We start from the raw sequence: 24908 nt of genomic DNA on the forward strand, positions 1-24908 counted from the left end.
TGCTTAGCTGATCACGTCGGGCGGGTTGTCGAAGTAGTCGTCATCGGCCCTGGTGTCCCGCCGTTGCGGCGCCGGAGGTGCCTCCTCGGCCACGGGCACGGGCCGCGGCAGGTGGCTCTTGACGAACTCGAGCCCCTCACCCTCGCCCATGAACTCCCGCATGGTCTCGACCACCTTCGTGCCGACGTCACCCTGGGCCTGCTGGGTCGTGCGCAGGATCAGCCGGGCGAGTTCCTCGGGGTCCATGCCGCGGGCACCCGCCCGCAGCTCCAGCCCCGTGGTCGCGCCGCTGGCGTTGACCCGCACGGTCACCAGACCGTCTGGCGAGCTGGCCTCGCCACCGATCTGACGCAGCGCCTGGTCGGTTCGTTCCGCGCTGGCCGCGGCCTGTTTCAGCGTCTCGCCGTACCGGGCCAGCAGCTGCTCCGGGTTGACCGATGGTCCGTCCTGGATCATTGCTCGAACATATCCGCGCCACCGGCATTTCGTGCCAAAGTGACCGAGTCGAGACCTCCACTGCGCGGAGTTCACAGACCAGCCTGGATACTCGTGGCAGACACGTCCAGCGAGGAAGGATCGATGGTGCCTCAGGCGGGACTGGAGATCGACAACGTCTCCAAGCGCTATGGCGATGTCGTCGCCCTGTCGGACATGACATTCGAGGTGCGGCCGGGTGAATTGTTCGGGTTCGTCGGCAGCAACGGCGCGGGCAAGACGACCACCATGCGGATAGCCCTGGGTGTGCTGGCCGCCGACTCCGGCGAGGTGCGCTGGGCAGGCGAGCCGATCACGCTCAGCACCCGCCGCAGGTTCGGTTACATGCCTGAGGAACGCGGCCTCTACCCGAAGATGAAGGTGCTCGACCAGCTGGTCTATCTGGCCCGGCTGCACGGGTTATCGGTGAACGAGGCGCACCGGTCCGCGGAGGACTGGATCGCCCGGCTGGGCCTCAAGGCCCGGCGCGAGGACGAGGTGCAGAAGCTCAGCCTGGGCAACCAGCAACGCGTGCAGCTGGCCGCGGCGCTGATCCACGACCCCTCGGTGCTGGTGCTCGACGAGCCGTTCTCCGGGCTGGACCCGGTGGCGGTGGACGTGATGAGCCAGGTGCTCAAGGAGAAGACGGCGGCGGGCATCCCGGTGGTGTTCTCCAGCCACCAGCTCGACCTGGTGCAACGGTTGTGCGACCGGGTCGGGATCGTCGACAAGGGCCGGATGGTCGCTTGTGGAACGGTCGACGAGCTGCGGGCCGGTGCCCCGGCGGACCTGATCGTGCACGCACCCCAGGCCCCACCCGGATGGGCCGCGGGCATCCCGGGCGTTTCCGTTGTGTCCGAAGAGGACGGCCGAACCGTGCTGCGCGCAGGCGACGATGTGGACGACCAGGCGGTGCTGAAGGCAGCACTGGCCACCGGGCCGGTGCACGAGTTCAGCAGGCGCCGCCCCGCGCTGACCGAACTGTTCCGCAACGTGGTGACCGAGGAGGGCGTCCGTTGAGCACCACCGAACTGAAGCCCGTCCAGGCCGTGCTGCTGGTGGCCGGCCGCGAGCTGAACACCCGGCTGCGCACCCGCGCATTCCTGGTCAGCACGGTGATCTCGATCGTCGTGCTGGGCGGGTTCCTGCTGCTGCAGGGCGGATCGTTCGGCGGCGAGGCCAAGGCCAAGGTCGGCCTGAGCGGCCAGGCGACCGCGTTGAGCACCCAGATCGTCCAGGCATCCAAGGCGCTGGGACTGGAAGTCACCATCTCGGACGTGAACGACCAGGACTCGGGCGAGGCGCAGGTACGCAACGGGGATCTGGATGCGTTCGTCACCGGGCCGGTGGGCGCGCTTCAGGTGCAGGTCAAGGACAAGCTCGCGCCCGAGTTGCAGAGCGTGTTGAACGGCCTGATGCGCCAACAGGTTCTGACCTCGCAACTGGCGGCGAACGACCTGGACGCCAAGCAGATCCTGGCAACCGCCGAGCAGAGCCACATCACCCTGACGCAGCTGGAGCCGCGAAGTGGCGACGACGGTCAGCGGCTCGCGATCGGGCTTGTGGTGGCTTTCCTGCTGTACATGGCTTTGATGATCTACGGGCAGACCGTGGCGCAGGGCGTGATCGAGGAGAAGTCCAGCCGGGTGGTCGAGATCCTGCTGGCTACCGTCCGGCCTTGGCAGTTGCTTGGCGGGAAGGTGTTGGGGCTTGGGCTGGTTGGGTTGATCCAGTTCGCTGCGATTGCGTGCGTGGGTCTCATCGCGGGGCTTGCTACTGGTGCGTTGACTGTGTCTGGGGCTGCTGTTGGTGGTGTGCTGATGGGGTTGCTGTGGTATCTGCTTGGGTTCTTCTTTTATGCCACCATCTTCGCTGCTGTTGGGTCGCTGGTTTCGCGGCAGGAGGATGCTCAGGGGGTGTTGACTCCCGTGACGCTCGTCATCGTGATCGGGTTCATCTTCAGTATCAACCTGTTGGTGAGCAATGATTCTGGGACGTTGACGACCGTTATGGCTGTGCTGCCTCCGTTTGCGCCCATCTTGATGCCTGGGTTGACTGCCCTCGGGGTGGCTTCGATCTGGTTGCAGGTTTTGGCGATCGTGTTGACGCTGGGCGGGATTGCTTTGGTGGCTTGGGTTGGGGGGCGGATTTATCGCAATGCCGTGTTGCGGACGGGGAGCCGGGTGAAGTTGAAGGACGCTTTCCGGGCTGCTTGAGTGGGGCGGCGCCTTGATGTGGGCTGGGGTGGTTCGACTTGGTTTCCCGGCCCCTGCGGCACACGGGCCGGGAAACAGCGGGCAGGGCTCCGCGAGCCCCGAGGCCCGGGTCCCTAAGCCTTGATGGCGTTGTAGCGGGCGAGGGCTACTTCGCGTTCGTCGGCGTGGTCGACGATCGGCGGGGCGAAGCCGTGGTCCCAGGGGCGGTGGGCTTTCTTGCCGGGGAGGTCACGGAGTTCGGGAACCCAGCGGCGCACGTAGTCCCCGTCGGGGTCGAACTTCTCGCCTTGGGTGGTGGGGTTGAAGACGCGGAAGTAGGGGGCTGCGTCGGTGCCGGTGCCTGCGACCCATTGCCAGCCGTGTTGGTTGGATGCGAGGTCGCCGTCGACGAGGTGTTTCATGAAGTGCCGGGCGCCCCACCACCAGGGGAGGTGGAGGTCCTTGACGAGGAAGCTCGCGACGATCATGCGCACTCTGTTGTGCATCCAGCCGGTGGCCTGGAGTTGGCGCATGCCCGCGTCGACGATGGGGTAGCCCGTCTTTCCTTGGCACCAGAGGTCGAAGGTGTCCTGGTCGTGGTCCAGTTCGATCTTGTCGAACTTGCGGTCCAGGTTCTCCCGGGCGCTTGATGGGTTGTGCCACAACACATCCGCGTAGAACTCGCGCCAGGCCAACTCGGTGCGGTAGGCGCCGGGTTTGAGGTCCGCGAGCATTGTGCGGGGGTGGATGCAGCCCCATCTGAGGTAGGGGGACATCCAGCTGGTGCCTGGTTTGTCGGGGCGGTCGCGGAGGTCCGGGTAGGTGGCCAGGCGCTCGTCACGGAAGGCTGCCCAGGCGTGGAGGGCGGCCTGTTCGCCCGCCGCGGGGAGGTCACAAGAGAAAGGGTCCGCGGGGATGTGGCTCTTCCGGTGTGGGGCGATCCAGTCCACAGTGGACGCGTTGGTGTCCGCGGGTTTGCGCCAGCCGTGGTCGGCCCAGGCGCGGGAGAATGGGGTGAAGACCTTGTACGGGGTGCCGTCCGGTTTTGTCACCCGTCCGGGTGCGACGGCGTATGGCGAGCCGGAGCGGACGAAGTCGATGTCCCCCAACGCCTTCTCGACGTCGGCGTCCCGGGAACGGCCGTAGGGACCGGCATCCGCGGACACGTGCACGCTGGAGGCCCCGACCTGTGCGGCGATCCGCGGCACCAGTGCGACCGGATCACCTTGGACGACGAGCAACCGGTCGTCCAACTGCTCGTTCAGCTCCCGCAGGCACCGGTACAGGAACGCCAGTCTGGGCGCGCCCGCCGGTTCGGTGAGGCGCTTGTCGAGCACGAACAGACCGAGCGCCTGGGGATCCGCGGACAGCAGCGTGGGGAGGTCCCTGGTTCGCAGGTCGCGCCGGAACCAGACGACGGAGACCATCCCCGGACGCTACCGCCTGAGGGGCACGCGTGCCGGACACGCACCCCTCAGCGGCAGCGATGGCTCAGCGACCGTCCATCGGGACGTAGTCGCGCTCCTTCGGTCCGATGTAGACCTGGCGCGGGCGGCCGATCTTGGTGGCCGGGTCGTGGGTCATCTCGCGCCAGTGCGCGATCCAGCCGGGCAGCCGGCCGATGGCGAACAGCACGGTGAAGAACTTCGTCGGGAAGCCCATCGCCCGGTAGATCAGGCCCGTGTAGAAGTCCACGTTCGGGTACAGCTTGCGCTGGACGAAGTAGTCGTCGGCGAGCGCGTGCTCCTCCAGCTGCTTGGCGATGTCCAGCAGGCTGTCGTCGCCGCCCAGCTTGCCGAGGATCTCGTCGGCGGTCTTCTTGATGATCGCGGCGCGCGGGTCGTAGTTCTTGTAGACCCGGTGGCCGAAGCCCATCAGTTTGACGCCGTCCTCCTTGTTCTTCACCTTCTTGACGAAGGAGTCGACGTCGCCGCCGGAGTCCCGGATGCCCTCCAGCATGTCCAGCACCGCGCTGTTCGCGCCGCCGTGCAGCGGGCCGAACAGGGCGTTGATGCCCGCGGAGATGGACGCGAACAGGTTGGCCTCGGACGAGCCGACCAGCCGCACGGTCGAGGTGGAGCAGTTCTGCTCGTGGTCGGCGTGCAGGATGAACAGCAGGTCCAGCGCGCGGGCCAGGTCCGGGTCCACGTCGTAGGGCTCGGCCGGGAAGCCGAAGGTCATCCGCAGGAAGTTCTCCACCAGGCCCAGCGAGTTGTCCGGGTAGAGGAACGGCTGGCCCACCGACTTCTTGTAGGCGTAGGCCGCGATGGTGGGCAGCTTGGCCAGCAGGCGGATGGTGGAGATCTCGGTCAGCTCGTCGGTGACCGGCCGGAGCGTCTCCGGGTAGAACGTGCCCAGCGCGGAGACCGCGGAGGACAGCACCGGCATCGGGTGCGCGTCCCGCGGGAAGCCGTCGAAGAACCGCTTGAGGTCCTCGTGCAGCAGCGTGTGCCGGCTGATCTTCTGGGTGAAGTCGGCGAGCTGGGCCTGGGTGGGCAGCTCACCGTAGATCAGCAGGTAGCTGACCTCGATGAAGGTGGAGCGCTCGGCCAGCTGCTCGATCGGGTAACCGCGATAGCGCAGAATGCCGGCGTCGCCGTCGATGTAGGTGATTTCCGAAGAGCATGCGGCGGTGTTCACGAAGCCGGGGTCCAGCGTGACCAGTCCGGTCTTCGCCAGCAGCTTGCCGAGCTCGATGCCGTTGGAGCCCTCGGTGGCGGGTACTACCGCCATTTCGAGCTCTCCGCCGTCGTGGTGAAGCGCGACGGTACGAGTACCGGATTGCGGCGCGGTCGTCGCGTCGGGCATGAACGTCCCTCTCCCGATCGGTCTGGGCGGTGTTTGGCGAATCAGGCCACGTGCGTGCCGGTCGAAACTCCTCGCCGCACCGCAGCACCGCCCCATTGGGGTCCTGTCAACCCCCAACGCTAGTGCTCCGGCGGCGAATCTCCCAGTGCGCCGTTACGTAGGACACGGCTGGTGGGACGCTTCTCACATCGATTCACAGAACGATTCAGTTGTTCAAGGCCAGCTCGGCCGCAAAGGGCGGCTCGGCACCAGCCCGCGACACCGTTATCGCCGCCGCGGCACCCGCGAAACTCAATGCCTCCCGCCAGTCATTCGCAGCAAGGCCGCGCAATTGTTCGACGGTTCGGATGTCTTTTGTATACAACCAAGCGAGCAGTGCGCCGTGCACGGTGTCGCCCGCACCGATCGTGTCCACCACCGTCGCGGCGGTCGCGGGGACTTCGACAAGTTCACCCGCATCGGTGACAACAGCGAGCCCATTGCTGCCCCTGGTGAGCACCACCGGACCCGGCCAGGCACGCGCGGCCTCGATCGGGTCGCCCTGCGCGATCCAGGCGGCGTCCTCCTCGGACAGCTTCAGCAGGCTCACGTACGGCAGCCAGCTCGCGAAGCGCGCCCGGTAGGCGGCCGGGTCGGCGATCAGCACCGGCCGGATGTTCGGGTCGAGCACGGTCAGCACGTCCGAGCGGCGCATCAGCTCCTCGTACGCGCTCGCCCCTGGCTCCAGGACCAGCGACAACGTACCCAGCGAGAGGATCGTCGTCTCGGGCAGCTCGGCGGGCACCTCGAACAGCCGGTCCGCGGTGCCCTCGACGTAGAAGGTGTACTTCGCCGAGCCGTCCGCCGCCACACTGGTCAGCGCGAGCGTCGTCGGCTCGGGACCGCGCTGCAGCCACCTTGTGTCCACATTGGACTCTCGCAGCCGCTGGACCAATGCCTCACCGAACTCGTCGGCCGAGATCCGGGACAGGAACGCGGTGGGCACGCCGAGCCGACCGGCCGCCACGGCCACGTTGTAGGGACCACCGCCCAGCCGAGGCAGCAACGCGCCAGGTTCGCTCTTCGAGGGCACCAGGTCGACCAGGGCCTCACCACCGACAACGATCACCGGCACAACCTACCCCGGCTAGTAGTGTGAGCAGGTCCAATGCACTGTTTATAACGGAGAACCCGCGATGGCAGTCGAACGTTTGCTCCCGGACACCGAAGCTGAGGACCTCATCGCTCTGGTCCGGGAGATCGCCACTGATGAACTGAAGCCGCTGGCCGCCGAGTACGAGGAGAAGGAGCGCTTCCCGCGCGAACAGTTCCGCCTGCTTGGCCGAAGCGGCCTGCTGGGACTGCCTTATCCCGAGGAGTACGGCGGCGGGGGCCTGAGCTACGAGGTGTACCTGCAGGCGCTGGAGGAGATCGCGGCGGCCTGGCTGACCATCGGCGTCGGCCTTTCTGTCCACACCATGTCCTGCTACGCCCTGGCCAACCACGGCACCGATGAGCAGCGGTCGACCTGGCTGCCGGACATGCTGGGCGGCGACCTGCTCGGGGCGTACGCGCTGTCCGAGACCAACGCCGGGTCGGACGCGGCCGCGCTGTCCACCCGCGCGGTGCTGGACGGCGCCGACTACGTGATCACCGGGACGAAGGCGTGGATCACCCACGGTGGCGAGGCGGACTTCTACACGACCATGGTCCGCACCTCCCCTGACGGCAGCCGCGGTATCAGCTGCCTGCTGGTTCCGGCGGACACCCCCGGGCTGTCGGCGGGCGCGCCCGAACGCAAGATGGGCATGACCGGGTCGACCACCGCGCAGATGATCTTCGACGGCGCCCGGGTGCCCGCGACCCGGCTGGTGGGCGCGGAGGGCGACGGGCTCAAGCTCGCGTTGACCGCGTTGAACTCCGGCCGGCTCGGCATCGCTGCGTGCGCGGTCGGCCTGGCGCAGGCGGCGTTGGACGAAGCCGTGGCGTACACCAAGCAGCGCACCCAGTTCGGGCGTCCGGTGATCGACTTCCAGGGCATGGAGTTCCTGCTGGCGGACATGGCCTCGGCCGTGGACTCCGCTCGGGCGACGTACCTCGATGCGGCGCGCCGGCGCGACCGCGGGCTGCCTTTCAAGCGCCAGGCGTCGATCGCGAAGCTCGTGGCGACAGACGCGGCGATGAAGGTGACGACGGACGCGGTGCAGGCTTTGGGCGGGGCCGGTTACACCAAGGACTTCCCGGTGGAGCGGTACATGCGCGAGGCCAAGGTGCCGCAGATCTTCGAAGGCACGAACCAGATCCAGCGAATGGTCATCGCCCGCGAACTCAAGAACGCGTAGTTCCGGGGCGCCGTCCTTGGGGGCGGCGCCTTCCCGGCTTTGCCTCCGGCCCCCCGAAATCCAGCCTACCGATGGGCACCGACAAAACCGGGCCGCAGCGGCCCGGTTGTCCACAGTCGCCGTCCAGCCGGGGAGGGCCGGTTGTCCACAGCTGGGTGTTTACTCCGCGTACCAGGGGGATTTGGTGATTCCCTCGTTGGTTTCGTCGTCGTAGTGGTAGACCTCTTCGCCGTTGACCCAGACTCGCAGCGCGCGGCTCATCACGTCCAGCGGGTCGCCGGACCACAGCACGATGTCCGCGTCCATACCGGGGGCGAGGGCGCCGACACGGTCGTCGAGGCCGAGGATTTCGGCGGGGTTGATGGTGATGGCTTTCAGGGCGGTGTCGGTGTCGAGGCCTTCTTTCACCGACAATGTGGCTTGGTGCACCAGGAAATCGATGGGGACGACCGGGTGGTCGGTGGTGATGGCGATTTTCACGCCCGCGCGGGCGAGGATTCCCGGGTTGCGCAGCGAACGGCGGTTCACCTCGACCTTGCTGCGGCTGGTGAACAACGGGCCGATGATCACCGGGATATCCCGTGCCGCCAGGGTGTCCGCCATCAGGTGGCCTTCGGTGCCGTGGTTGACGACCAGGCGGTAGCCGAACTCGTCGGCCAGGCGGATGGCGGTGGCGATGTCGTCGGCGCGGTGGGTGTGCTGGCACCACGGCACTTCGCCGCTGAGCACGCGCGCGAGGACCTCGTAGGTCGGGTCGCGGTCGAACGGCTTGTCCTCGGCCGCCGCGTGATCACGCTTCTTGACGTAGTCCTGGGTCTTGACGAACGCGTCGCGGATGACCGCGGCGACACCCAGCCGCGTCGACGGGAGCTTCTTCTGGTCCCCGTACACGCGTTTCGGGTTCTCGCCGAGCGCGCTCTTCACGCTCGCCGGCGTCTTGATCAGGATGTCCTCGACCGTGCGGCCCCACATCTTCACCGCGGCGGTCTGGCCGCCGATCGGGTTGCCGGACCCCGGCTTGCACACCATGGTCGTGACGCCGCCGGCCAGCGCGTCGCGGAAGCCCTGGTCGTCCGGGTTGATGCCGTCGATGGCCCGCAGCCGCGCGCCGTTCGGGTCGGTCATCTCGTTGTAGTCCCGGCCCTCCCAGCCGATCCCCTCCTCGCCGACGCCCGCGTGCCCGTGCGCCTCGACGAACCCGGGCAGCACCCACGTGCCGGCGGCGTCGACGATCTCGGCGTCGTCCGGCACCTCGACGTCCGCGTCGGCCCCCACAGCGACGATCTTCCCGTTCTCGATCAGCACGATGCCGTTCTCGACGGCCTCACCCTTGATCGGAACGACGTACCCACCAGTGATAGCGACTGTCACAGTTGGACACCGTACTAGGGCAGACCCCACGGTGTGGTGATGGTTTCCGCCGCAACGTCCCGGGGGCGCAGGTCAGGGCTGGTCCCGGCGCTGGTCACGACGGCGGCCGAGCCGCGCGGCAGGTCCACCGCGATGGTGTCCGCGGCGAGGATCCGCCAGGGCAGGGTCCTGCCGTGATCGTCCCGGACGTCCAGGTCGCCGGTCATCCCGTGGCGCAGCACGAGCGGTTCGCCCGCCTCGCTGCGGACCTTGATCCACTCGGTGCGGCCGTCCCGCCGGGACGCGTCGACGAGGAACGCGCCCTGGGTGCGCAGCCCGGCGATCGAGGCGTCCGGCCACGGGATCGCGGGGAACACCTTGACCACGTTGGGATCGCTGTCGATGAGCATGTCCAAAACGGACTGTGCCGCGGTCAGCGGGCTCTCGATGGCGAGGTTCGAGCCCTCCTTGTACATGGTGTTCGGCATGATCTGGGCCACGCCGATCACGTTGCGGTCCAACAGGAACCGCAGGAAGCTCAGCGCCTGCGCGGGCTGGCCCATCAGCGAGCTCATCGACGAGGCAGCCGGGTAGCTGTACCCGGCCCATGCCGAGCGCATGCCGGACCAGTGCTCGAAGCTGCGCCGCATGATGTCCCGGTCGGCCGGGTTGTCCCAGGTCCGCTCGCGCAACGGATGCATCCACAGCAGGTGCGAGAAGTGCCGGTGCGACTCGGTGAGCGCCACCCCGTCGCCGATCATCACCCCGTCGGCGTTCTCGTGGTACGGCGTCAGCCTGGCCGCGACATCCCGCCACCGCGGGATGTTCGGGTCGTTCGCGGGTGCGATCCGCGGCAGCAGCGTGCTGGCCCAACGGATCAGTGACAGGTCGTACGTGCAGTCGGCCGCGTCGGCGTATTCCGGCGAGCGCGTCAACGGCAGGTGCAGCTTGCCGTCGTTGCCCTCGACCAGGAACTTCAGGTAGAAGTTCAGCGCCTTGGACAGGATCGGGTAGAGGACCTCGTCCCGGACCCGGCGATCCATCGTGTGCCGGTACGAGACCCACACGCTGTGTATGGCCCACAACAGGTTCCCGGTCTGATCGGTCTTTGTGGACGTTCCCGGCACGCCGACCGTCGCGTTGCCCGGGATCGACGACCCCAGCTTGGGACCGCCGGACCTCAGCGTGCGATCGCCCGGGTGCGAGAGGGCGTAGGTGTTGCCGTCGCGGTAGTCGGGCGGGACGGACAGCGCCAGGTTTTCGTGGTAGCGCTGGAAAGTCGCGGTCACGGCATCGAGCTCGGGATGGTTCGAGCCGTTGATGAACGGGTACGCGACCTGCACGTTGAGGTTCCACCAGACCGCGGTCCAGCTGCCGCCGCCGTCCGGGAACCACGGGCCCCACTCGGTCACGACCGGCGCGTTCATCCTGGTGGCGCAGGCCATCTTGTACAGCTGGATCCAGTAGAACCGCTGAACCAGCTTGTCCGGCACGGACACCAGGCTGCGCGTGTAGAACTGGTTCCACCAGGCGCGGTGGCCGCGGACGAGCATCTGCAGCGGGGCCGCCAGCACACGCCGGATCGTCGTGATCGCGTCGGACAATCCAGTGTCGTCCGGGTATCCATAGGAGACGGTCGCGGCCAGGAGCCTCTGTGTGCCAACCTGTTTGGTCTGCCACACCGTGCTGTAGCCACCGCCTGCCACCAGCGGTTGTTCGGTGAAGTGGGCGTCGCCCGCGGTGCCTGTGTTCGGCGTGGGGTTGGCCGTGTACTCCGGTGGGACGCGGATGGTTCTCGTTGTGCGCGAGGGCATCGGGTGGAAGCCCCAGTCCGCGTCGCCGGTCGTGGACACGAGCAGGGTACTGCGGTCGTTGTGCACCAACGCGGTGAACCTCAGGCTGCCCTGGGTGGTGGTGACCGTGCCGGTGAGCTCGGCGTTCCACAGGTCCAGGGTCCAGTCCACGGCCGTGATCGCGCCCGGGAAGCTCAGCGTGAGGTAACCGATCGGCAGCCGGGACAGGCCGACCGCGGCCTCCCACTGCGCTCTTTGGTCCTGCACAAGGCTGTGGCTGAGCATGAACCGCAGGACGTTGGGCTCGGCGCCCTTGTAGACCTGCACACCCAGGAAACCGTTGCCCAGGAAGGGACTGTTGTCCCAGCCGGTCGGGATCCGGCGCCAGACCAGGTTCGCGTCCCGCACGATCCGCTCGTGCAGGCTCTCGTTCCCGGCCGGATCCGCCAGATCCGCCGTGTCCGCCCACGCGACCGGAGACCCGGCCACCCACGTGCCGCCCAGCGCCGCCACCGTCGAGGTGCCGCGCAGAAATGTCCGCCTCGACAAGTCCGCCACGAGGCAAACATACGATGTATACGTCTTCAGCGCCAGCAGTTCATGGATGGAAACCGGCCATACATCCGATGACTCGGCACTCTAGGCTTTTGTCATGCGCCTCCCCGAGGTCGCCCGCGTGATCCGAGAAGCGTCGACGGCGACCCCACACACCAGCGCTCAGCTCGTCACGGCGCTGGGCGCGCTGCCCCCGTCCGTGGTCGACGCCGCGATGGGCCTGGCGCTGTGCGAGGAGCTGACCTTCGCCTGGGAACGCGGCTGGCTGCCCTACGACATCACCAGGATCGTCCGTTACCGTTGGGACGACACGGCTTTGTCCCTGGTGGTCGACGCGATCGCCGCGGAGTCCGAGGCGTACGCACCGTCCACAATGCACCACCGCTGGCGCGCCCAGCTCGACGAGATCGGCGCAGTAGTCTGGTGGGACAAGGGAAAGCCGCATCTGCCCCAGTGGGCTACGCGCAACTCGCTGTCCTCGGCCGAGGCGTTCAAGTGCGCGCTGGGCGTGTTGCGGCGGTTGATCCGTCTGCACCGGGTGCCGTTGATCCTGCCGTTGCCAGGTTCGACCGCCCAGCCCGAGCGTGCGGTCGACGCCGGTGTGGATCACAAGGTGCTCGCGCGAGTGCGGGCGTTGCTGGCCAAGGCCGAGTCGACGCAGTTCCCGGACGAGGCGGATGCGTTGTCCGCCAAGGCACAGGAGCTGATGAACCGGCACGCCTTCGACCGCGCGCTGCTGCACGTCTCGGAGCACGTGCCGGAATCCGCCGAGTCGCGCCGGCTCTGGCTGGACAGTCCGTACCTGCGCGCGAAGTTCCAGCTGGTGAACGTCGTCGCGCACGCCAACCGTTGCCGCGCGGTGTTCTATCCCGACCACGGGTTCGTGGGTCTCGTCGGCGACTCCCTCGACCTGGAGATCACCGAGCTGCTGTCGACATCGTTGCTGGTGCAGGCGACCAAGGCGATGGTCGTGGAGAAACCGTTGCCGTCGCGGGTGAAGTCCTACCGCCAGGCGTTCCTCGTGGCCTACGCGGGCCGGATCGGCGAACGCCTGCGCGCCGCCGTTCCCGCCTCCGAGAAGGCCCTCGTCCCGGTTCTGGCCGAACGGTCCGAAGTGGTCAATCGCCTCTTCGACACCTTGTTCCAGAACACGGTGACCAAGTCGGTGTCGGTCAGCAACTCGGCCGGCTGGGGCGCGGGCCGGGCCGCCGCCGACCGAGCCAACCTCACCGTCGACCGCGCCGCGATCCGTTAGCCCAAGGACTTCAGGTACGCGCCGACCTGCTGCAGCGGCGCGGTCGAGCGCTGGGTTCGGGCACGCAGCAAGGCGCCTTCGATCATCGCCAGGATGACCGGGGCGAGATCGTTGGCGTTGGGCACGTTCCGGGCCGTGAGCGCGTCCGCGATCATCCGTTCCCACATGGCGTACGCGGACTCGCAGGCCGCGCGGATCTGGTCGCTCTCGCTGGCGACGTCGAGCGCGACCGTGGCGACCGGGCAGCCGTCCCGGAACCCGGACGCCTCGAGCCGGTCGCCGAGGACTTTCAGGGCCCCGTCCAGGCTTCCCGCGGTGCGCAGCTCCTGGCCGAACTCGGCGGCGGACAGCTGCAGCGCCTCGACGGCCAGCTGTTCCTTGCCGCCGGGGAAGTGGAAGTACAGGGAGCCTTTGGGCGCGCCACCTTCGGCCAGGACCTGGTTCAGGCCGGTGGCGTGGTAGCCCTGGGCGCGGAACAGGGTCGCGGCGGTGCGCAGGACCCGGTCGCGCGTGTCGGTCTTCTTGGGCACTCGCCAACTGTACAGACTGGTCTACTAGACCCCGGCACGATTGGGCCCCCTCGTGCGTCACGAGGGGGCCTCTCGTTTCTACCTGGGCAGGGTGCATCCCGGCAAGGTCAGCGTGAACTGGTTGCCGGTGCCGATGCAGGCGGAGATGTTGTAGATCTCCTGGGCGTAGTTGATGCCCTGGCGCACGGTCACCTGACCGGTCTGGCTGACCTCACACGGGTTGTTCAGCGTGCAGCGGCCGCCGTCCTCGTTGCCGGTGTTGTTGATCGCCACGACCTTGCCCGTGCCGTCCAGCACCGGGGAGCCCGAGGTGCCGCCGATGGTCTGGCAGGCGGAGGTGTAGCGGACCGAGTCCTTCCAGGTCCAGGACGACTCCTTGAGCTGGTAGACGAACCCGTCGATGTTGCAGGAGTAGATCGTCTTCCAGTAACCGGAGACGACCTGGATGGCCGTGCCCTGGGTCGGGTGGGTCGTGGACAGCTGCAGGGCGCGGGCGCCGAAGCGCGACTGGATCTGCGCGTAGGTCTGGGTGAGCTGGTAGAAGGAGACGTCGGTGTCCTTCATCGTGGCGTACGCGATCTTCGAGGCCCGCAGGGTGCCGAGCGACGCGCCGTTCGGCCCGCTGAGCAGGGTGAAGGTCCGGCTGGACGCCTGGTTGCGGATCACCTCGTTGGCGCCCATCAGCTTGACGCAGTGCCCGTTCGACATGACCAGCGCCGGATCGGTGTCCTTGGCCTGCGGCGGCCGCACAACCGAGCCCGAGCAGTTGCTCAACGCCACAATCCCGGTGAAATCGGCCTGCACCGCCTGGGCCGCCGGCGCCGCGAACACCGAGCCGGCCAGCAACGCGGCGAACAGCGTGCCGACTACACGCTTGATCATCATCCGGATCCTTCCAATCGCAGGGCCCCCACCCCAGCGTCTGCGGTGGCGGTCGCGCACACCACCCGCCGTTCGACGGCTTTGCTTCCCATGTTTCAGCGGGCACCCCGAGCCCAGCTAACAGCCGCGTGCAACCTAGGTGGGGTCTTGCGTCCAGTAAGTGGTGAGGTGGGTGATGGCTTCTTTGCGGGTGAGGGTGGCGATGGTGGACTTGGGCAGGCCGAGGCGGTGGATGAGGAGGTAGACGAGGTCGAGGGGGAGGGCGTCGGGGCGGGCCTGGGGGATGCCGCGATCCGGCTTTTCGCCGTCCTTGACGCACGACCAGAACGCCTTCTGGTCGACCTCCAGTTCGTCGTGGAGGATGTGCTGCCAGAGGTCGGGGCCGTAGGCGGGGCGGTCGGAGATGCGGGTGCGCAGCACGCGGCCATCGGGCAGGCCCAGCTCGTAGGTGACCCGGGGGCCGGCGCCGCGGACTTCCGTCCAGCCCTCGGCCTGGCAGAACCGGTCGTGGTCGGCGGGGGTGGGCTCGTCGCTCACTCGGCCGCTCCTACGAGCCACTCGCGCAGCTGGGTGTCGTCGCTCAGGCCGATCAACTGGACGAGCCCCCAGTTGTCGCGGTGGTTGGGTGTGTCGAGCAAGTGCTCCTGCCAGTCCTCGGCGTACTCGCGTAACGAGGTGATCATCCCGGCGACCGCCTCGTCGAAGGTGGGCCCGTCGGCCGAGACGGGCAGCCCCGGGATGAACACCGACCAGCCATCCGCCTCGGCGACCACGTGCGCGCGCGGCCGGGTCATGGTGACCAGAACATGTTGCAGGCGAACGACATCCACGACCGCGGTGCGCGCGTGGTCGCGCCGGATCGTGGCCACCCGCCCCTTCTCGGCCGCGTCCAGGATGTCCTTGAGATGGGTGCGGGCGTCGGTGTAACTGTCGAAATGCATGACGTCCCCTCTTGCTGGCTCCGGTCCAGTTTCCCGGAGATTCAAGAGTACGTCAAGTACTTCACGTACTTATCGTGGGGTGATGCCCCACCGGCCCGCCCAGGACTCCCCTGGCTGCAACACGATCAGGTCGACGCCGGAGTTCAACGCGTCCGGCGGGCAGGTCATCGGCTCGATCGCGATCGCCCGCCCACGGCCGGGGAACTCCCCGGGCGTGAACACCTGGACCCACTTGAAGTCCGGATCGGCCCACAGTTCTACGCCGCCCGAAGGGGCAGCCAGCACGTGCCTCACCAAACCGTCCTCGCCCGGCTCGCACCCACCGAACGGCGTGTCCAGCTGAACCTCCGAGAGCGGCCGGGCCGAGGTGAAGTCGAACTCGGTCCCCGCAACGGGAATGGCGGGACCGCTGGGGGTCATCGACGTCGGATCCAGTGGCAGCACAGTGGTCGCGGCCAGCCGCAACGAGCACGAGTCGGTCGAAGCCTTGCCGGCCCGGGGATACGGGTGGGTGCCCACCCCGAACGGCACCGGTTGCTCGCCGAGGTTCTGCACGCCGTGCGTCACGGTCAGCCCCGAGTCGTCCAACGCATAAGTGACCGTCGTACGCACCGGCACCGGCCACCCCGGCTGCGGCACGATGTCGACCGTCAACGAAACCGAGGACGTCGTGTGCTCCAGAACTGTCCACTGCAGACGTCGGACCAGCCCGTGGATGGCGTTGCCCCGGGCCGGTTCGGTCGGCTCGAGCTCCTGCACCGCGCCGTCGAACGTCCAGCGGGCCCCGGCGGTCCGGTTGGGCCACGGGATCAGCACCATGCCCGCGCCCAGCGGCGGCGTCTCGCCCTCCCCGAAGGTCTCGACGTACGGCGCCCCGTCGACCGCGTAGGCCCGCAGACCGGCACCGGTCTGCGTGATCAGGGCCCGTGCGGCGCCGTGCGTGATCTCCAGGCTCATCTGAACTCCGATCCAGCGACGTGTGCAGTGCGGCGATTATCCCGGTCGGCCGAAGCCGGCCTCAGTCAGCCAGAACTCGGACAGCCGCGCATCCCCCTCGACATCACGTCTGGCTAGTCGCTCTTGGTCAGCGCCTCCGGATCGAGCTCGGTCCGCTCGCCGATCGCCCGGCTGACGAAGTGGTTGATCACCCACAGCACCAGGCCCGCGCCGAGCAGGACGGCCGCGACGACGTAGTCCCGCGCCGGACGCCCGGACAACGGGCTGGCCAGGTACAGGCACAGGAACGCGGCGACCACCGGGATCGCGGTCGGCGTCCGGAAGTGCTTGTGCTCAACCTTGTCCTTGCGCAACACCAGCAAGGCGATGTTCACCACGGCGAACACCACGAGCAACAGCAGCGCCGTCGTCCCGCCGAGGACGCTGATGTCAACAGTGGACACGAGAATGACCGCGATCAGCGTGGTGAACACGATCGACACCCATGGCGTGCGGCGGAACGGATGCACGGTGCCTAGCTGACGCGGGATGATCCGCTCGTTGGCCATGCCGTAGAGCAGCCGGCTGGCCATCATCATGTTGATCAGCGCCGAGTTGATCACCGCGAACAGCCCGATCGCGGAGAACACCACGTGCGGGAACCCGGGCGCGCCCACGTCCAGCACCTTCAGCAGCGCCGAGCTCCCGGCCTCGCGCAGTTCGTCCGCGGGAACCAGCAGGGACGACGTGACCGACACCAGGATGTAGATGGTCGCGGCCACGACCATGCCCCACAGCATCGCGCGCGGGAAGATCCGCACCGGGTCGTGGCACTCCTCGGCCATGTTCACCGAGTCCTCGAACCCGACCATCGCGAAGAACGCCAGCGAGGTCGCCGAAGTGATGGCCACCAGCCAGGTCTGGTCCTGCGTGTCCACCTGCGTCAGCCGGCCGGGGTCGCCGTCGCCGCCTGCCACCGCGAACACCCCTACGCCGATGATGATCACCAGACCGGACAGCTCGATGCAGGTCAGCACCACGTTGGCCTTGACCGACTCGCTCACGCCCCGGAAGTTGATCGCCGCGATGAGCAGCACGAACGCGATGGCGATCGGCGTGACCGGCACCGAGGACGCGCCGATCAGCGACTTCAGGTACGTCCCGCCGAACGCGATGGCCGCCGACGACGCGGACGTGATGCCCGAGCACATCACCGCGAACGCCACCATGAACGTCAGGAACTGGATCCGGAACGCGCGGTGCGTGTACAGCGCCGCCCCGGCCGCGCGCGGATACTTCCCGACGAGCTCCAGGTACGAGAACGCGGTCATGAACGCGACCACGAACGCGATCAGGAACGGCACCCACAACGCACCGCCGACTCGCCCGGCGACCTGGCCGGTGAGGGCGTAGATCCCGGTGCCGAGGATGTCGCCCACCACGAAGAACAGCAGCAACTTCGGGCCGATCGCCCGCTTCAGTTCCGGTTGGGTCATACATCCGGAGTGTGCCTGATCACACCCGTTGTCCGAAACCGCTCGGGTGGATTATTTCTCAGCCGAGACCGAACCCGTGGCACGGCAACCAGTCGGGTGCTCGTGGGCCATCGAGCCTGTCCAGAAGACCCACCCGGCGGTCAGGCGGTGTCGGGAACCTTGTCTTCGGTGATGGGTGGGGAGTCCGCGGGGGAGACGGCGGCGCGGTAACGCCAGAAGACGGGGATCATCAGGGCCGCGACGACCGTGAGGATCACGACGAGGATGCCGCCGCCGGTGGCTGCGACGGCGGTACCCGCGGCTGCGGCGGTCCAGCCGTGGGCGAGGTCGGCGAGGCGGGGGCCGCCGGCGACGACGACGGTGAAGACGCCCTGCATCCGGCCGCGCATCTCGTCGGTGGCAGCGGTTTGCAGGATCGACATCCGCCAGATCGCGCTCACCATGTCGGCCGCGCCCGCGATGGCCAGGAAGATCGCGGCCCACAGGATGGAGGTGGACAGGCCGAAGCCCGCCACCGCGACACCCCAGACGATGACGGCGATGATCACGCCCGCGCCGTGCCGGTGGATCCGCGAGATCCAGCCCGAGGACAGCCCGCACAGCATGGCGCCCAACGGGATCGCCGCGTACAACCAGCCCAGCGCGAGGCCGCCGCCGGGTGGGTCGCCGAAGGTCCGCTCGGCCATCTCCGGGAACAACGCCCGCGGCATCCCGGCGACCATCGCGATGATGTCCGCCAGGTACGAGGCCAGCAGGACCTTCTGGGTCAGCAGGTAGGAGAACCCGTCGACCACATCCCGCAGACCGGCCTTGCGGACCACGCCGTCCAGTGGCGGCAACGGTGGCAGCCGCCAGACCGAGTACAGCGCGACCACCAACGCGACCGAGTCGATCAAGTACAAAGTGGACAGTCCGAGCACCGGCAGCAGCGCACCGGCCAGCAGCGGCCCGAGCACCGAACCGAACGTGAACACGGTGGACCCCAGCGCGGCCGCGGCCGGGAGCAGGTCGGCCGGGACGAGCCGGGAGATCACCGCGCTGCGGGTGGGCATGTTCACCGCGAAGAACGACTGCTGCACCCCGAGCAGCACCAGCACGGCCCACACCGAGTGCAGGCCGACGAAAGCCTGCAGCCACAGCAGAACCGAGCTCACCGCGATGCCGATGTTGCTGATCAGCAGCAGCTTGCGGCGGTCCATCACGTCCGCGATGGCCCCGCCCCACAGCCCGAACACCAGCAGCGGCACCAGGGCGACGATGCCGGTCAGCCCGACGAAGCCGGACGAGCCGGTCAGGTCGAACACCTGCTTGGGCACCGCGACGGCGGTCAGCTGGCTGCCGATGGCCGTGATCGCGGTGGTCGCCCAGAGCCGGCGGAACGGCGCCACGCGCAGCGGCCGGACGTCCATCACCAGGTCACGGATACCCACAGTTGGTTAGCTTAGGTCAAGTAACGATCGGCCGGGACCGGTTTTCGCGGTCCCGGCCGACGTCACACGCCTAGTAGGTCACGTCGATGCACGAGTAGAAGGCATTGCCCGTGTCGGCGATGTCCCACACGGCCAGGATCAGCGCCTTGCCGCTGCCCGCCGGGATGCTCACGTTGTGCGTTTCGGTCGCACCCGGGCGGGCACCATTCTTCTTGATGTCCGTGATGGGCGTCAGGTTCAACGCGGACCTGGTCAGTTTCTGCGTGCCGGTCCACCCCGGTTTGGTGATGAAATACCGGTAGGACGTGGTGGCGTGCATGGCGGTGAAGTTCCAGGTGAACTGCCGGGTGCCCTGGCTGATCTTCGCGCGTGGCCACGCATAACCCGTCGGGTTGTCCAGCTCGGCGAACTGCGACAACCCGCCGGAGCAGATCTTGCCGTCGGCCGGGCCGCCGTTGGGGAAGTTCTTGGGCCCTTCGACGCTCTGCGGCTCCCACTGGATGGCGCCGCACGTGTGGTTGTTCTTGCACCAGATCTGACGGCTGGACGGCGAGTTCACGTAACCGTGCGCCGACGCGACAATTGTCGAGGAGAAAATGGAAACGAGGGCAAGAGCGAGGATTCCGATTCCCCGCTTTGTCCGGGTAGCAAGCATTGCTGCCCCTTCCACGAATTTTGGCCTAATGCAGGGTTTGGCCGTCGTGGACGATGCAGTCGCGCCCCCGCCGCGTCACGACCTTTCGGACATTAACACGGCGGGTAGTTGTGGTCTAGACCTCCGATCACGGGCCGAGACGCTCGACCTTCCAGCCGTCCCGGACCTGGCGGTAGCGCAGCCGGTCGTGCATGCGGTTGCGCCGGCCCTGCCAGAACTCGACCACCTCGGGCCGGATCCGCCAGCCACCCCAGTGCGGCGGAACGGGTACCACGTCCGCGTCGGCGAACTGCCGCTGGATGTTCGCGAGGGAGGCGTCGAGGGACGCCCGGCCGGACACGACCACGGACTGCGGCGAGGCCCACGCGCCCAGCTGCGACTCACGCGGCCGGCTCGCCCAGTAGGCCGCGGTCTCGGCGGCGTCGACCTTCTCGACCGTGCCGCGGACGTGTGCCTGGCGCTGCAAGGAGTACCAGGGGAACGTGGCGGAGGCGTACCGGGTGGCGGACAGCTCGTGGCTCTTGGAGGACGTGTAGTTGGTGAAGAACACCACCCCACGGGAGTCCAGGCCCTTGGCGAGCACTGTGCGTGACGACGGGCGGCCCTCGGGGTCCGCGGTTGCCAGCACCATCGCGTTCGGCTCGATCACACCCAGCCGCGCGGCCTGGTCCAGCCAGTACTGCAGCTGCTCGTGCCAGGTCGGCAGCAGCTCCGACGCGTCCAGGGTGCCGCCCTCGTAGGAGGCCCGCATGGTCGGCAGGTCGAGCGTGATGTTGGACGTGATGTTGGCGTCCGTCATGCCAGTCACCCTCCGCGGCTGAATTCTGTGGGGTCCCAAGGACGTTACGGGCTGCCAACGCACGGGGAAACAGCGTGGAAGGTGATTACACCCACGCGGAGTCACATAGATCGATCAACCAGATCGATCAAGTTGATCCAGCAGCCGCTGCGCCGTGACCGCGTCATGGGCCAGGGCGGTACTCAGTGAGCCGCCCGCGGCCAGCGGAACCAGCGAGGCCCAGTCCGTTGTGACCGGTTCCGGCGGATCTTGTTGGCCCACACGGAGTTCCGTGGCCAGTACACGCCGCCCGGCGAGCACGGCCGGACTCGGTTGCACACCTCCGATGTCCAGCCGCTGGTTGAGCACCGGGCGGCCGTCCCGGCGCACAATCGTTGAGGTGCAAAGACGTCCGGGCGTCTCGCCGGCCCGGCCGAAGACGAGCACCTCGCGGGCGACCAACCGCGAACCGGATGCGAGCGACGCATGCAAAGCGGCCTCGTGGTCGGCACGTCCGGTCACGATGGCCGCCTCGGGCCGGTACTCCACAGTGGACTCCGCGGCCGCCTCGACGCGGACGGTGAACCTGCTCACGGCGGGCCGGTGACCAGGCAGGATCAGGCTCGCCGCCACCCCGATGACCCGCAGCACCGCACCGGGCCCGGCGACCAGAGTGAGCTCCAGCTCATCGCCGCCGAGCGGGGCCGTCGCCGACGAGACCAGGTGCACGGTGCCGGGGTTGCGGCGTTGCGGGACGAGGATGAGCGGGGCCACGGATCGCAGCTCCCGCAACACAGTCTGCCCATCACGCAACTCCGCGACGACCCGGGCGTGCGCCTTCACCCGGCGCGCACCGGCAACTGAGCCCGCACCCATCCGGCGACCGCGGGGGCATCTGGGGTCTCGGTAAGGGATTGGGCGATCACCGGGAGCGCGCCGCGCATGCGGGCCGCGTCCGAGGTCATCACCCCGAGGTCCGCGCCGACGAGCGGGGCGAGGTCGGTTTTGTTGATGACCAACAGATCCGCGGTCGTCACGCCCGGGCCGCCCTTGCGCGGTACCTTGTCTCCCCCGGCCACGTCGACCACGAAGATCTGCCGGTCGACCAGGCCTCGGCTGAACACGGCGGTCAGGTTGTCGCCGCCGCTCTCGATGATCACCAGATCCAGCCCGGGATAACGGTGTTCCAGGGTCTCCACCGCGTCCAGGTTGGCCGTGATGTCGTCCCGGATCGCGGTGTGCGGGCAGCACCCGGTCTGCACGGCCTCGATGCGCGAAGCGTCCAGGACCCCGGCCCGGCGCAGAAAATCGGCATCCTCGGTGGTGTAGATGTCGTTGGTCACCACCGCGAGGTTGATCTCGGTGCCCAGGGCCCGGCAGAGGGCCGCGACCAACGCGGTCTTGCCGCTGCCGACCGGACCGCCGATCCCGATCCGGAACGCCCTGCCGTCCTCGGGAGCCGACTCGAAATGATCATGGCTCGTCACCGTCGGGTCGAAGCTGATCGGATGGGTATGAGGCTCAGCTGGCAAAGAGACGCACCTCTTCCTTGTGATGACGCACATGCGCCTCGGCGAGCAGGTCCAGGCCCGGCGATCCGGGCGCGGGCAGGTCGGCGGGCGGCAGGCCGGACGACGCCACCGCACGCGCGGCGACCGCCTCGATCGCGGCCGCCAGTGAGGTGACCGAAGCGTTGACGGCGAAGGGATCCAGGCCCAGCAGCCGGATCGCCGCGCTCGCCGGTCCGCTCACCGAGAGGTAGGCCGCGGTGATCGCGGCATCGCCGGATGATCCCCCGGCGATCCCGGTCAACGCGCCCAGAACCACGGCGTGGTGCGGTCTTGGCGTCGCCGCGAGCAAGTCGTCGAGCACCGGCGAGGGCCAGGCCCGCCTGCCCGCCCGCGCGGTCGCCCGGCCCTGGGCCCGAGAGGCTTCCCGCTGAGCGGGTGACGGCGTCCTGGCGTCCAGCTCACTGTCCAATTCGGACCACTCATGGCATTTCACCGCGGCAGCGGCGAAGACCGCGGCCAGCTCCCCCGCCGTGCTGAGCCGCCCGGACAGGAACAAGTGCAGGCTGGCCACATCGGTCACCAGCCCACGCGCGGCGGCCTCCTCGAGGCCGCCGGAGTGCACGTGCCCGCCGCCCGGGAACCGGGAGTCGGCCAGGACCAGCGCGATGACGTCCATCAGAACAGGAAGTACCGCTGGGCCATGGGCAGGGTGTCGACCGGTTGCGGCTCAACGAGTTCACCGTCGATGTGCACGGCGAAGCTGTCCGAGTCCACCTGGACGTCCGGCACGGCGTCGTTCAACACCATGTCCGCCTTGCCTCGCTGACGTGTGTCCGCCACCGGAACGAGCTTGCGCGCGATGCCGAACCGCTCCGCCACATCGGGATCCATCTGCGGGGACACGAAATGCAGGCTGCTGTCGACCGCGACCGAAGGCGCGGCGCCGTACATCGGCCGCATGAACACCGGCTGCGGCGTGGGAATCGACGCGTTCGCGTCCCCCATCTGCGCCCACGCCACGAACCCGGCCTTGAGCACCACGGACGGCTTGACACCGAAGAACTTCGGCTCCCACAACACCAGGTCGGCCAGCTTGCCGACCTCGACCGAACCGACGTACGAGTCGATGCCGTGCGCGATCGCCGGGTTGATCGTGTACTTCGCGACATACCGGCGGGCGCGCAGGTTGTCCGCGTGCGAGTCGCCGGGCAGCGCTCCCCTGCGGTCCTTCATCACGTGCGCGGTCTGCCAGGTCCGGATGATCACCTCGCCGATCCGGCCCATCGCCTGCGAGTCCGAGCTGATCATCGAGATCGCGCCCATGTCGTGCAGGACGTCCTCGGCCGCGATGGTGGTCGGCCGGATCCGGCTCTCGGCGAACGCCAGGTCCTCGGGCACGGACGGGTTCAGGTGGTGGCACACCATGAGCATGTCCAGGTGCTCGGCCAGGGTGTTGGCGGTGTGCGGGCGGGTCGGGTTCGTCGACGACGGGAGGATATGGCTCAGCGAAACGACTTTGATGATGTCCGGCGCGTGCCCGCCGCCCGCGCCCTCGGTGTGGTACGCGTTGATCGACCGCCCGGCAATCGCGTCCACAGTGGACTCAAGGAACCCGGCCTCGTTCAACGTGTCGGTGTGGATGGCGACCTGAACGCCGGACGAGTCGGCCACCGTCAGGCACGCGTCGATGGCCGCGGGCGTGGTGCCCCAGTCCTCGTGCAGCTTGAACCCGCCCGCGCCACCGCGCAGCTGCTCCCAGAGCGCCTCCTGGCTGACCGTGTTCCCCTTGCCCAGCAACAGAACGTTCACCGGCTGAGCGTCCATGGCCTGCAGCATGCGGCCCAGGTTCCAGGCACCCGGAGTGACCGTCGTGGCCTTGGTCCCGTCGACCGGGCCCGTGCCGCCACCGATCAACGTGGTCAGCCCGGCGGCCAGGGCGGTGTCCGTCAACTGTGGACAGATGAAGTGCACGTGACAGTCGATCCCGCCCGCGGTCAGGATCTTCCCGTTGCCGCCCAGCACCTCCGTCGATGGGCCGATGACCAGAGCCGGGTCCACGCCGTCCATCACGTCCGGGTTGCCCGCCTTGCCAATGCCGACGATCCTGCCGTCCCGCACACCGACGTCGGCCTTGACCACGCCCCAGTGGTCCAGGATCACCACACCCGTGATGATCAAGTCCGGCGCGCCCTCGGCCCGGGTGGCCATGCCCTGGCCCATGGACTCGCGGATCACCTTGCCGCCGCCGAAGATCACCTCATCGCCCGCGCCGGTACCACGGCTGCGGTCCTCGGTGACCTCGATCAGCAGGTTCGTGTCGGCCAGCCGGACCCGGTCGCCGACCGTCGGCCCGAACAGCTCGGCATAGCGCTCACGGTCGATCGAGGTCACCGGACCACTCCTTCCGCAACCCCGGAACCACCCGGCGGCCCGCAAGAGGCACCAACGAGACTTCTCTTTCGACACCAGGCTCGAACCGCACCGATGTCCCGGCGGGAATGTCCAACCTGTGTCCCCACGCGGCTTCCCGGTCGAACTCCAGGCCCGGGTTGACGGCCGCGAAGTGGTAGTGCGAACCGACCTGCACCGGCCGGTCGGCAGTGTTGCGAACGACCAGCCGCACGCGCGGCCGGCCCGGGTTCAGCTCGACCGGCTCGCCGGCCGGGATGATCTCGCCTGGACGCATCGCGCACCTCACACGATCGGGTCATGCACGGTGACGAGCTTCGTGCCGTCCGGAAACGTGGCCTCGACCTGCACCGCGTCCACCATCTCGGGGACACCGTCCATGACCTGTTCCCGGGTCAGCACGTGCCGCCCGGTGGACACCAGCTCGGCGACCGTCCGGCCGTCCCGCGCACCCTCCAGCACGTGGTCGGTGATCAGCGCGACGGCCTCCGGGTAGTTCAGCCGCACGCCGCGCTCCAGCCGCTTGCGGGCGACGTCGGCGGCCACGTGGACGAGCAGCTTGTCCCGTTCCTGCGGGGTCAGGTGCATG

25 protein-coding genes are annotated in these 24908 nt (G+C 68.2%); 4 read left to right on the top strand and 21 right to left on the bottom strand.

Features of this window, described 5'->3' with window-relative positions:
• Nucleotides 1-3 precede the first annotated feature (3 nt).
• On the bottom strand, nucleotides 4-456 hold the full coding sequence (locus AB0J95_RS01305) for a YbaB/EbfC family nucleoid-associated protein (RefSeq protein WP_364750665.1): 453 nt from the start codon (nucleotides 454-456) through the stop codon (nucleotides 4-6).
• 126 nt (nucleotides 457-582) lie between these two features.
• Here AB0J95_RS01305 and AB0J95_RS01310 point away from each other — a divergent pair, with 126 nt between their 5' ends.
• Entirely contained in the window at nucleotides 583-1494 is a 912-nt protein-coding gene (locus AB0J95_RS01310) for an ATP-binding cassette domain-containing protein (RefSeq protein ID WP_364750668.1), read from the top strand.
• Nucleotides 1491-2690, top strand: coding sequence for an ABC transporter permease (locus AB0J95_RS01315; RefSeq protein ID WP_364750670.1), 1200 nt, complete (start codon nucleotides 1491-1493; stop codon nucleotides 2688-2690). The genes AB0J95_RS01310 and AB0J95_RS01315 overlap by 4 nt, the downstream gene beginning before the upstream one ends.
• Before the next feature lie 113 nt (nucleotides 2691-2803).
• Here AB0J95_RS01315 and AB0J95_RS01320 read toward each other — a convergent pair whose 3' ends face one another.
• From AB0J95_RS01320 to AB0J95_RS01330, 3 genes are all read right to left on the bottom strand, one after another.
• Entirely contained in the window at nucleotides 2804-4096 is a 1293-nt protein-coding gene (locus AB0J95_RS01320) for a deoxyribodipyrimidine photo-lyase (RefSeq protein ID WP_364750673.1), read from the bottom strand.
• A gap of 64 nt (nucleotides 4097-4160) precedes the next feature.
• A complete protein-coding gene (locus AB0J95_RS01325; RefSeq protein WP_364750676.1) occupies nucleotides 4161-5477 on the bottom strand; it encodes a citrate synthase in 1317 nt (438 codons plus the stop codon).
• 205 nt (nucleotides 5478-5682) lie between these two features.
• Entirely contained in the window at nucleotides 5683-6585 is a 903-nt protein-coding gene (locus AB0J95_RS01330; protein ID WP_364750679.1) for a carbohydrate kinase, read from the bottom strand.
• Nucleotides 6586-6652: 67 nt separating this feature from the next.
• Between AB0J95_RS01330 and AB0J95_RS01335 the strand changes: the two genes are divergently transcribed.
• Entirely contained in the window at nucleotides 6653-7798 is a 1146-nt protein-coding gene (locus AB0J95_RS01335; RefSeq protein WP_364750682.1) for an acyl-CoA dehydrogenase family protein, read from the top strand.
• A 159-nt stretch (nucleotides 7799-7957) separates the two neighbouring features.
• Here the strand turns inward: AB0J95_RS01335 and AB0J95_RS01340 are convergent, their stop codons facing one another.
• Nucleotides 7958-9169, bottom strand: coding sequence for an amidohydrolase (locus tag AB0J95_RS01340; RefSeq protein WP_364750684.1), 1212 nt, complete (start codon nucleotides 9167-9169; stop codon nucleotides 7958-7960).
• A 14-nt stretch (nucleotides 9170-9183) separates the two neighbouring features.
• Nucleotides 9184-11499 (bottom strand): hypothetical protein, encoded by a 2316-nt coding sequence (locus tag AB0J95_RS01345; RefSeq protein ID WP_364750686.1) that lies wholly within the window; start codon nucleotides 11497-11499, stop codon nucleotides 9184-9186.
• 94 nt (nucleotides 11500-11593) lie between these two features.
• Here AB0J95_RS01345 and AB0J95_RS01350 point away from each other — a divergent pair, with 94 nt between their 5' ends.
• Nucleotides 11594-12751, top strand: a complete 1158-nt coding sequence (locus AB0J95_RS01350; RefSeq protein WP_364750689.1) for a DUF2786 domain-containing protein — start codon at nucleotides 11594-11596, stop codon at nucleotides 12749-12751.
• On the opposite strand, the gene AB0J95_RS01355 is transcribed toward AB0J95_RS01350, so the two are convergent.
• The 15 genes from AB0J95_RS01355 to AB0J95_RS01425 form a co-directional block, all read right to left on the bottom strand.
• Complete coding sequence (locus AB0J95_RS01355) at nucleotides 12748-13281, bottom strand: TetR/AcrR family transcriptional regulator (protein ID WP_364750692.1); 534 nt, start codon at nucleotides 13279-13281, stop codon at nucleotides 12748-12750. The genes AB0J95_RS01350 and AB0J95_RS01355 overlap by 4 nt on opposite strands.
• A 78-nt stretch (nucleotides 13282-13359) precedes the next feature.
• Nucleotides 13360-14163: a serine protease gene (locus AB0J95_RS01360; RefSeq protein ID WP_364750694.1), complete on the bottom strand. Its 804-nt coding sequence runs from the start codon at nucleotides 14161-14163 to the stop codon at nucleotides 13360-13362.
• Nucleotides 14164-14298: 135 nt separating this feature from the next.
• A complete protein-coding gene (locus AB0J95_RS01365) occupies nucleotides 14299-14700 on the bottom strand; it encodes a cytotoxic translational repressor of toxin-antitoxin stability system (RefSeq protein WP_364750697.1) in 402 nt (133 codons plus the stop codon).
• On the bottom strand, nucleotides 14697-15104 hold the full coding sequence (locus tag AB0J95_RS01370) for a prevent-host-death protein (protein ID WP_364750699.1): 408 nt from the start codon (nucleotides 15102-15104) through the stop codon (nucleotides 14697-14699). Before AB0J95_RS01370 ends, AB0J95_RS01365 begins: the two co-directional genes overlap by 4 nt.
• A gap of 69 nt (nucleotides 15105-15173) precedes the next feature.
• Nucleotides 15174-16061, bottom strand: a complete 888-nt coding sequence (locus AB0J95_RS01375) for an aldose 1-epimerase family protein (RefSeq protein ID WP_364750702.1) — start codon at nucleotides 16059-16061, stop codon at nucleotides 15174-15176.
• Between the two features lie 113 nt (nucleotides 16062-16174).
• Nucleotides 16175-17536 carry an APC family permease gene (locus AB0J95_RS01380; protein WP_364750704.1) on the bottom strand — a complete coding sequence of 454 codons (1362 nt, stop codon included), beginning with the start codon at nucleotides 17534-17536 and terminating at the stop codon, nucleotides 16175-16177.
• 140 nt (nucleotides 17537-17676) lie between these two features.
• Complete coding sequence (locus tag AB0J95_RS01385) at nucleotides 17677-18945, bottom strand: MFS transporter (protein ID WP_364753384.1); 1269 nt, start codon at nucleotides 18943-18945, stop codon at nucleotides 17677-17679.
• A gap of 91 nt (nucleotides 18946-19036) precedes the next feature.
• Nucleotides 19037-19621, bottom strand: coding sequence for a lytic polysaccharide monooxygenase (locus AB0J95_RS01390; RefSeq protein WP_364750707.1), 585 nt, complete (start codon nucleotides 19619-19621; stop codon nucleotides 19037-19039).
• A 127-nt stretch (nucleotides 19622-19748) separates the two neighbouring features.
• Nucleotides 19749-20420 (bottom strand): pyridoxamine 5'-phosphate oxidase, encoded by a 672-nt coding sequence (pdxH, locus tag AB0J95_RS01395; RefSeq protein ID WP_364750710.1) that lies wholly within the window; start codon nucleotides 20418-20420, stop codon nucleotides 19749-19751.
• A 114-nt stretch (nucleotides 20421-20534) separates the two neighbouring features.
• Nucleotides 20535-21242 (bottom strand): urease accessory protein UreD, encoded by a 708-nt coding sequence (locus tag AB0J95_RS01400; RefSeq protein WP_364750713.1) that lies wholly within the window; start codon nucleotides 21240-21242, stop codon nucleotides 20535-20537.
• The gene (ureG, locus tag AB0J95_RS01405; RefSeq protein ID WP_364750716.1) at nucleotides 21239-21931 is read right to left on the bottom strand and encodes an urease accessory protein UreG; all 693 of its coding nucleotides are present in this window, start codon (nucleotides 21929-21931) and stop codon (nucleotides 21239-21241) included. Before ureG ends, AB0J95_RS01400 begins: the two co-directional genes overlap by 4 nt.
• Nucleotides 21921-22586, bottom strand: a complete 666-nt coding sequence (locus AB0J95_RS01410) for an urease accessory UreF family protein (RefSeq protein ID WP_364750719.1) — start codon at nucleotides 22584-22586, stop codon at nucleotides 21921-21923. Before AB0J95_RS01410 ends, ureG begins: the two co-directional genes overlap by 11 nt.
• Nucleotides 22586-24301 (bottom strand): urease subunit alpha, encoded by a 1716-nt coding sequence (locus AB0J95_RS01415; protein ID WP_364750722.1) that lies wholly within the window; start codon nucleotides 24299-24301, stop codon nucleotides 22586-22588. Before AB0J95_RS01415 ends, AB0J95_RS01410 begins: the two co-directional genes overlap by 1 nt.
• A complete protein-coding gene (locus AB0J95_RS01420; protein WP_364750725.1) occupies nucleotides 24282-24596 on the bottom strand; it encodes an urease subunit beta in 315 nt (104 codons plus the stop codon). Before AB0J95_RS01420 ends, AB0J95_RS01415 begins: the two co-directional genes overlap by 20 nt.
• Before the next feature lie 8 nt (nucleotides 24597-24604).
• Nucleotides 24605-24907, bottom strand: a complete 303-nt coding sequence (locus AB0J95_RS01425) for an urease subunit gamma (RefSeq protein ID WP_364750727.1) — start codon at nucleotides 24905-24907, stop codon at nucleotides 24605-24607.
• Nucleotide 24908: the final 1 nt, after the last annotated feature.

This window comes from Actinocrispum sp. NPDC049592 (genome assembly GCF_040675465.1).
Lineage (GTDB): Bacteria > Actinomycetota > Actinomycetes > Mycobacteriales > Pseudonocardiaceae > Kibdelosporangium.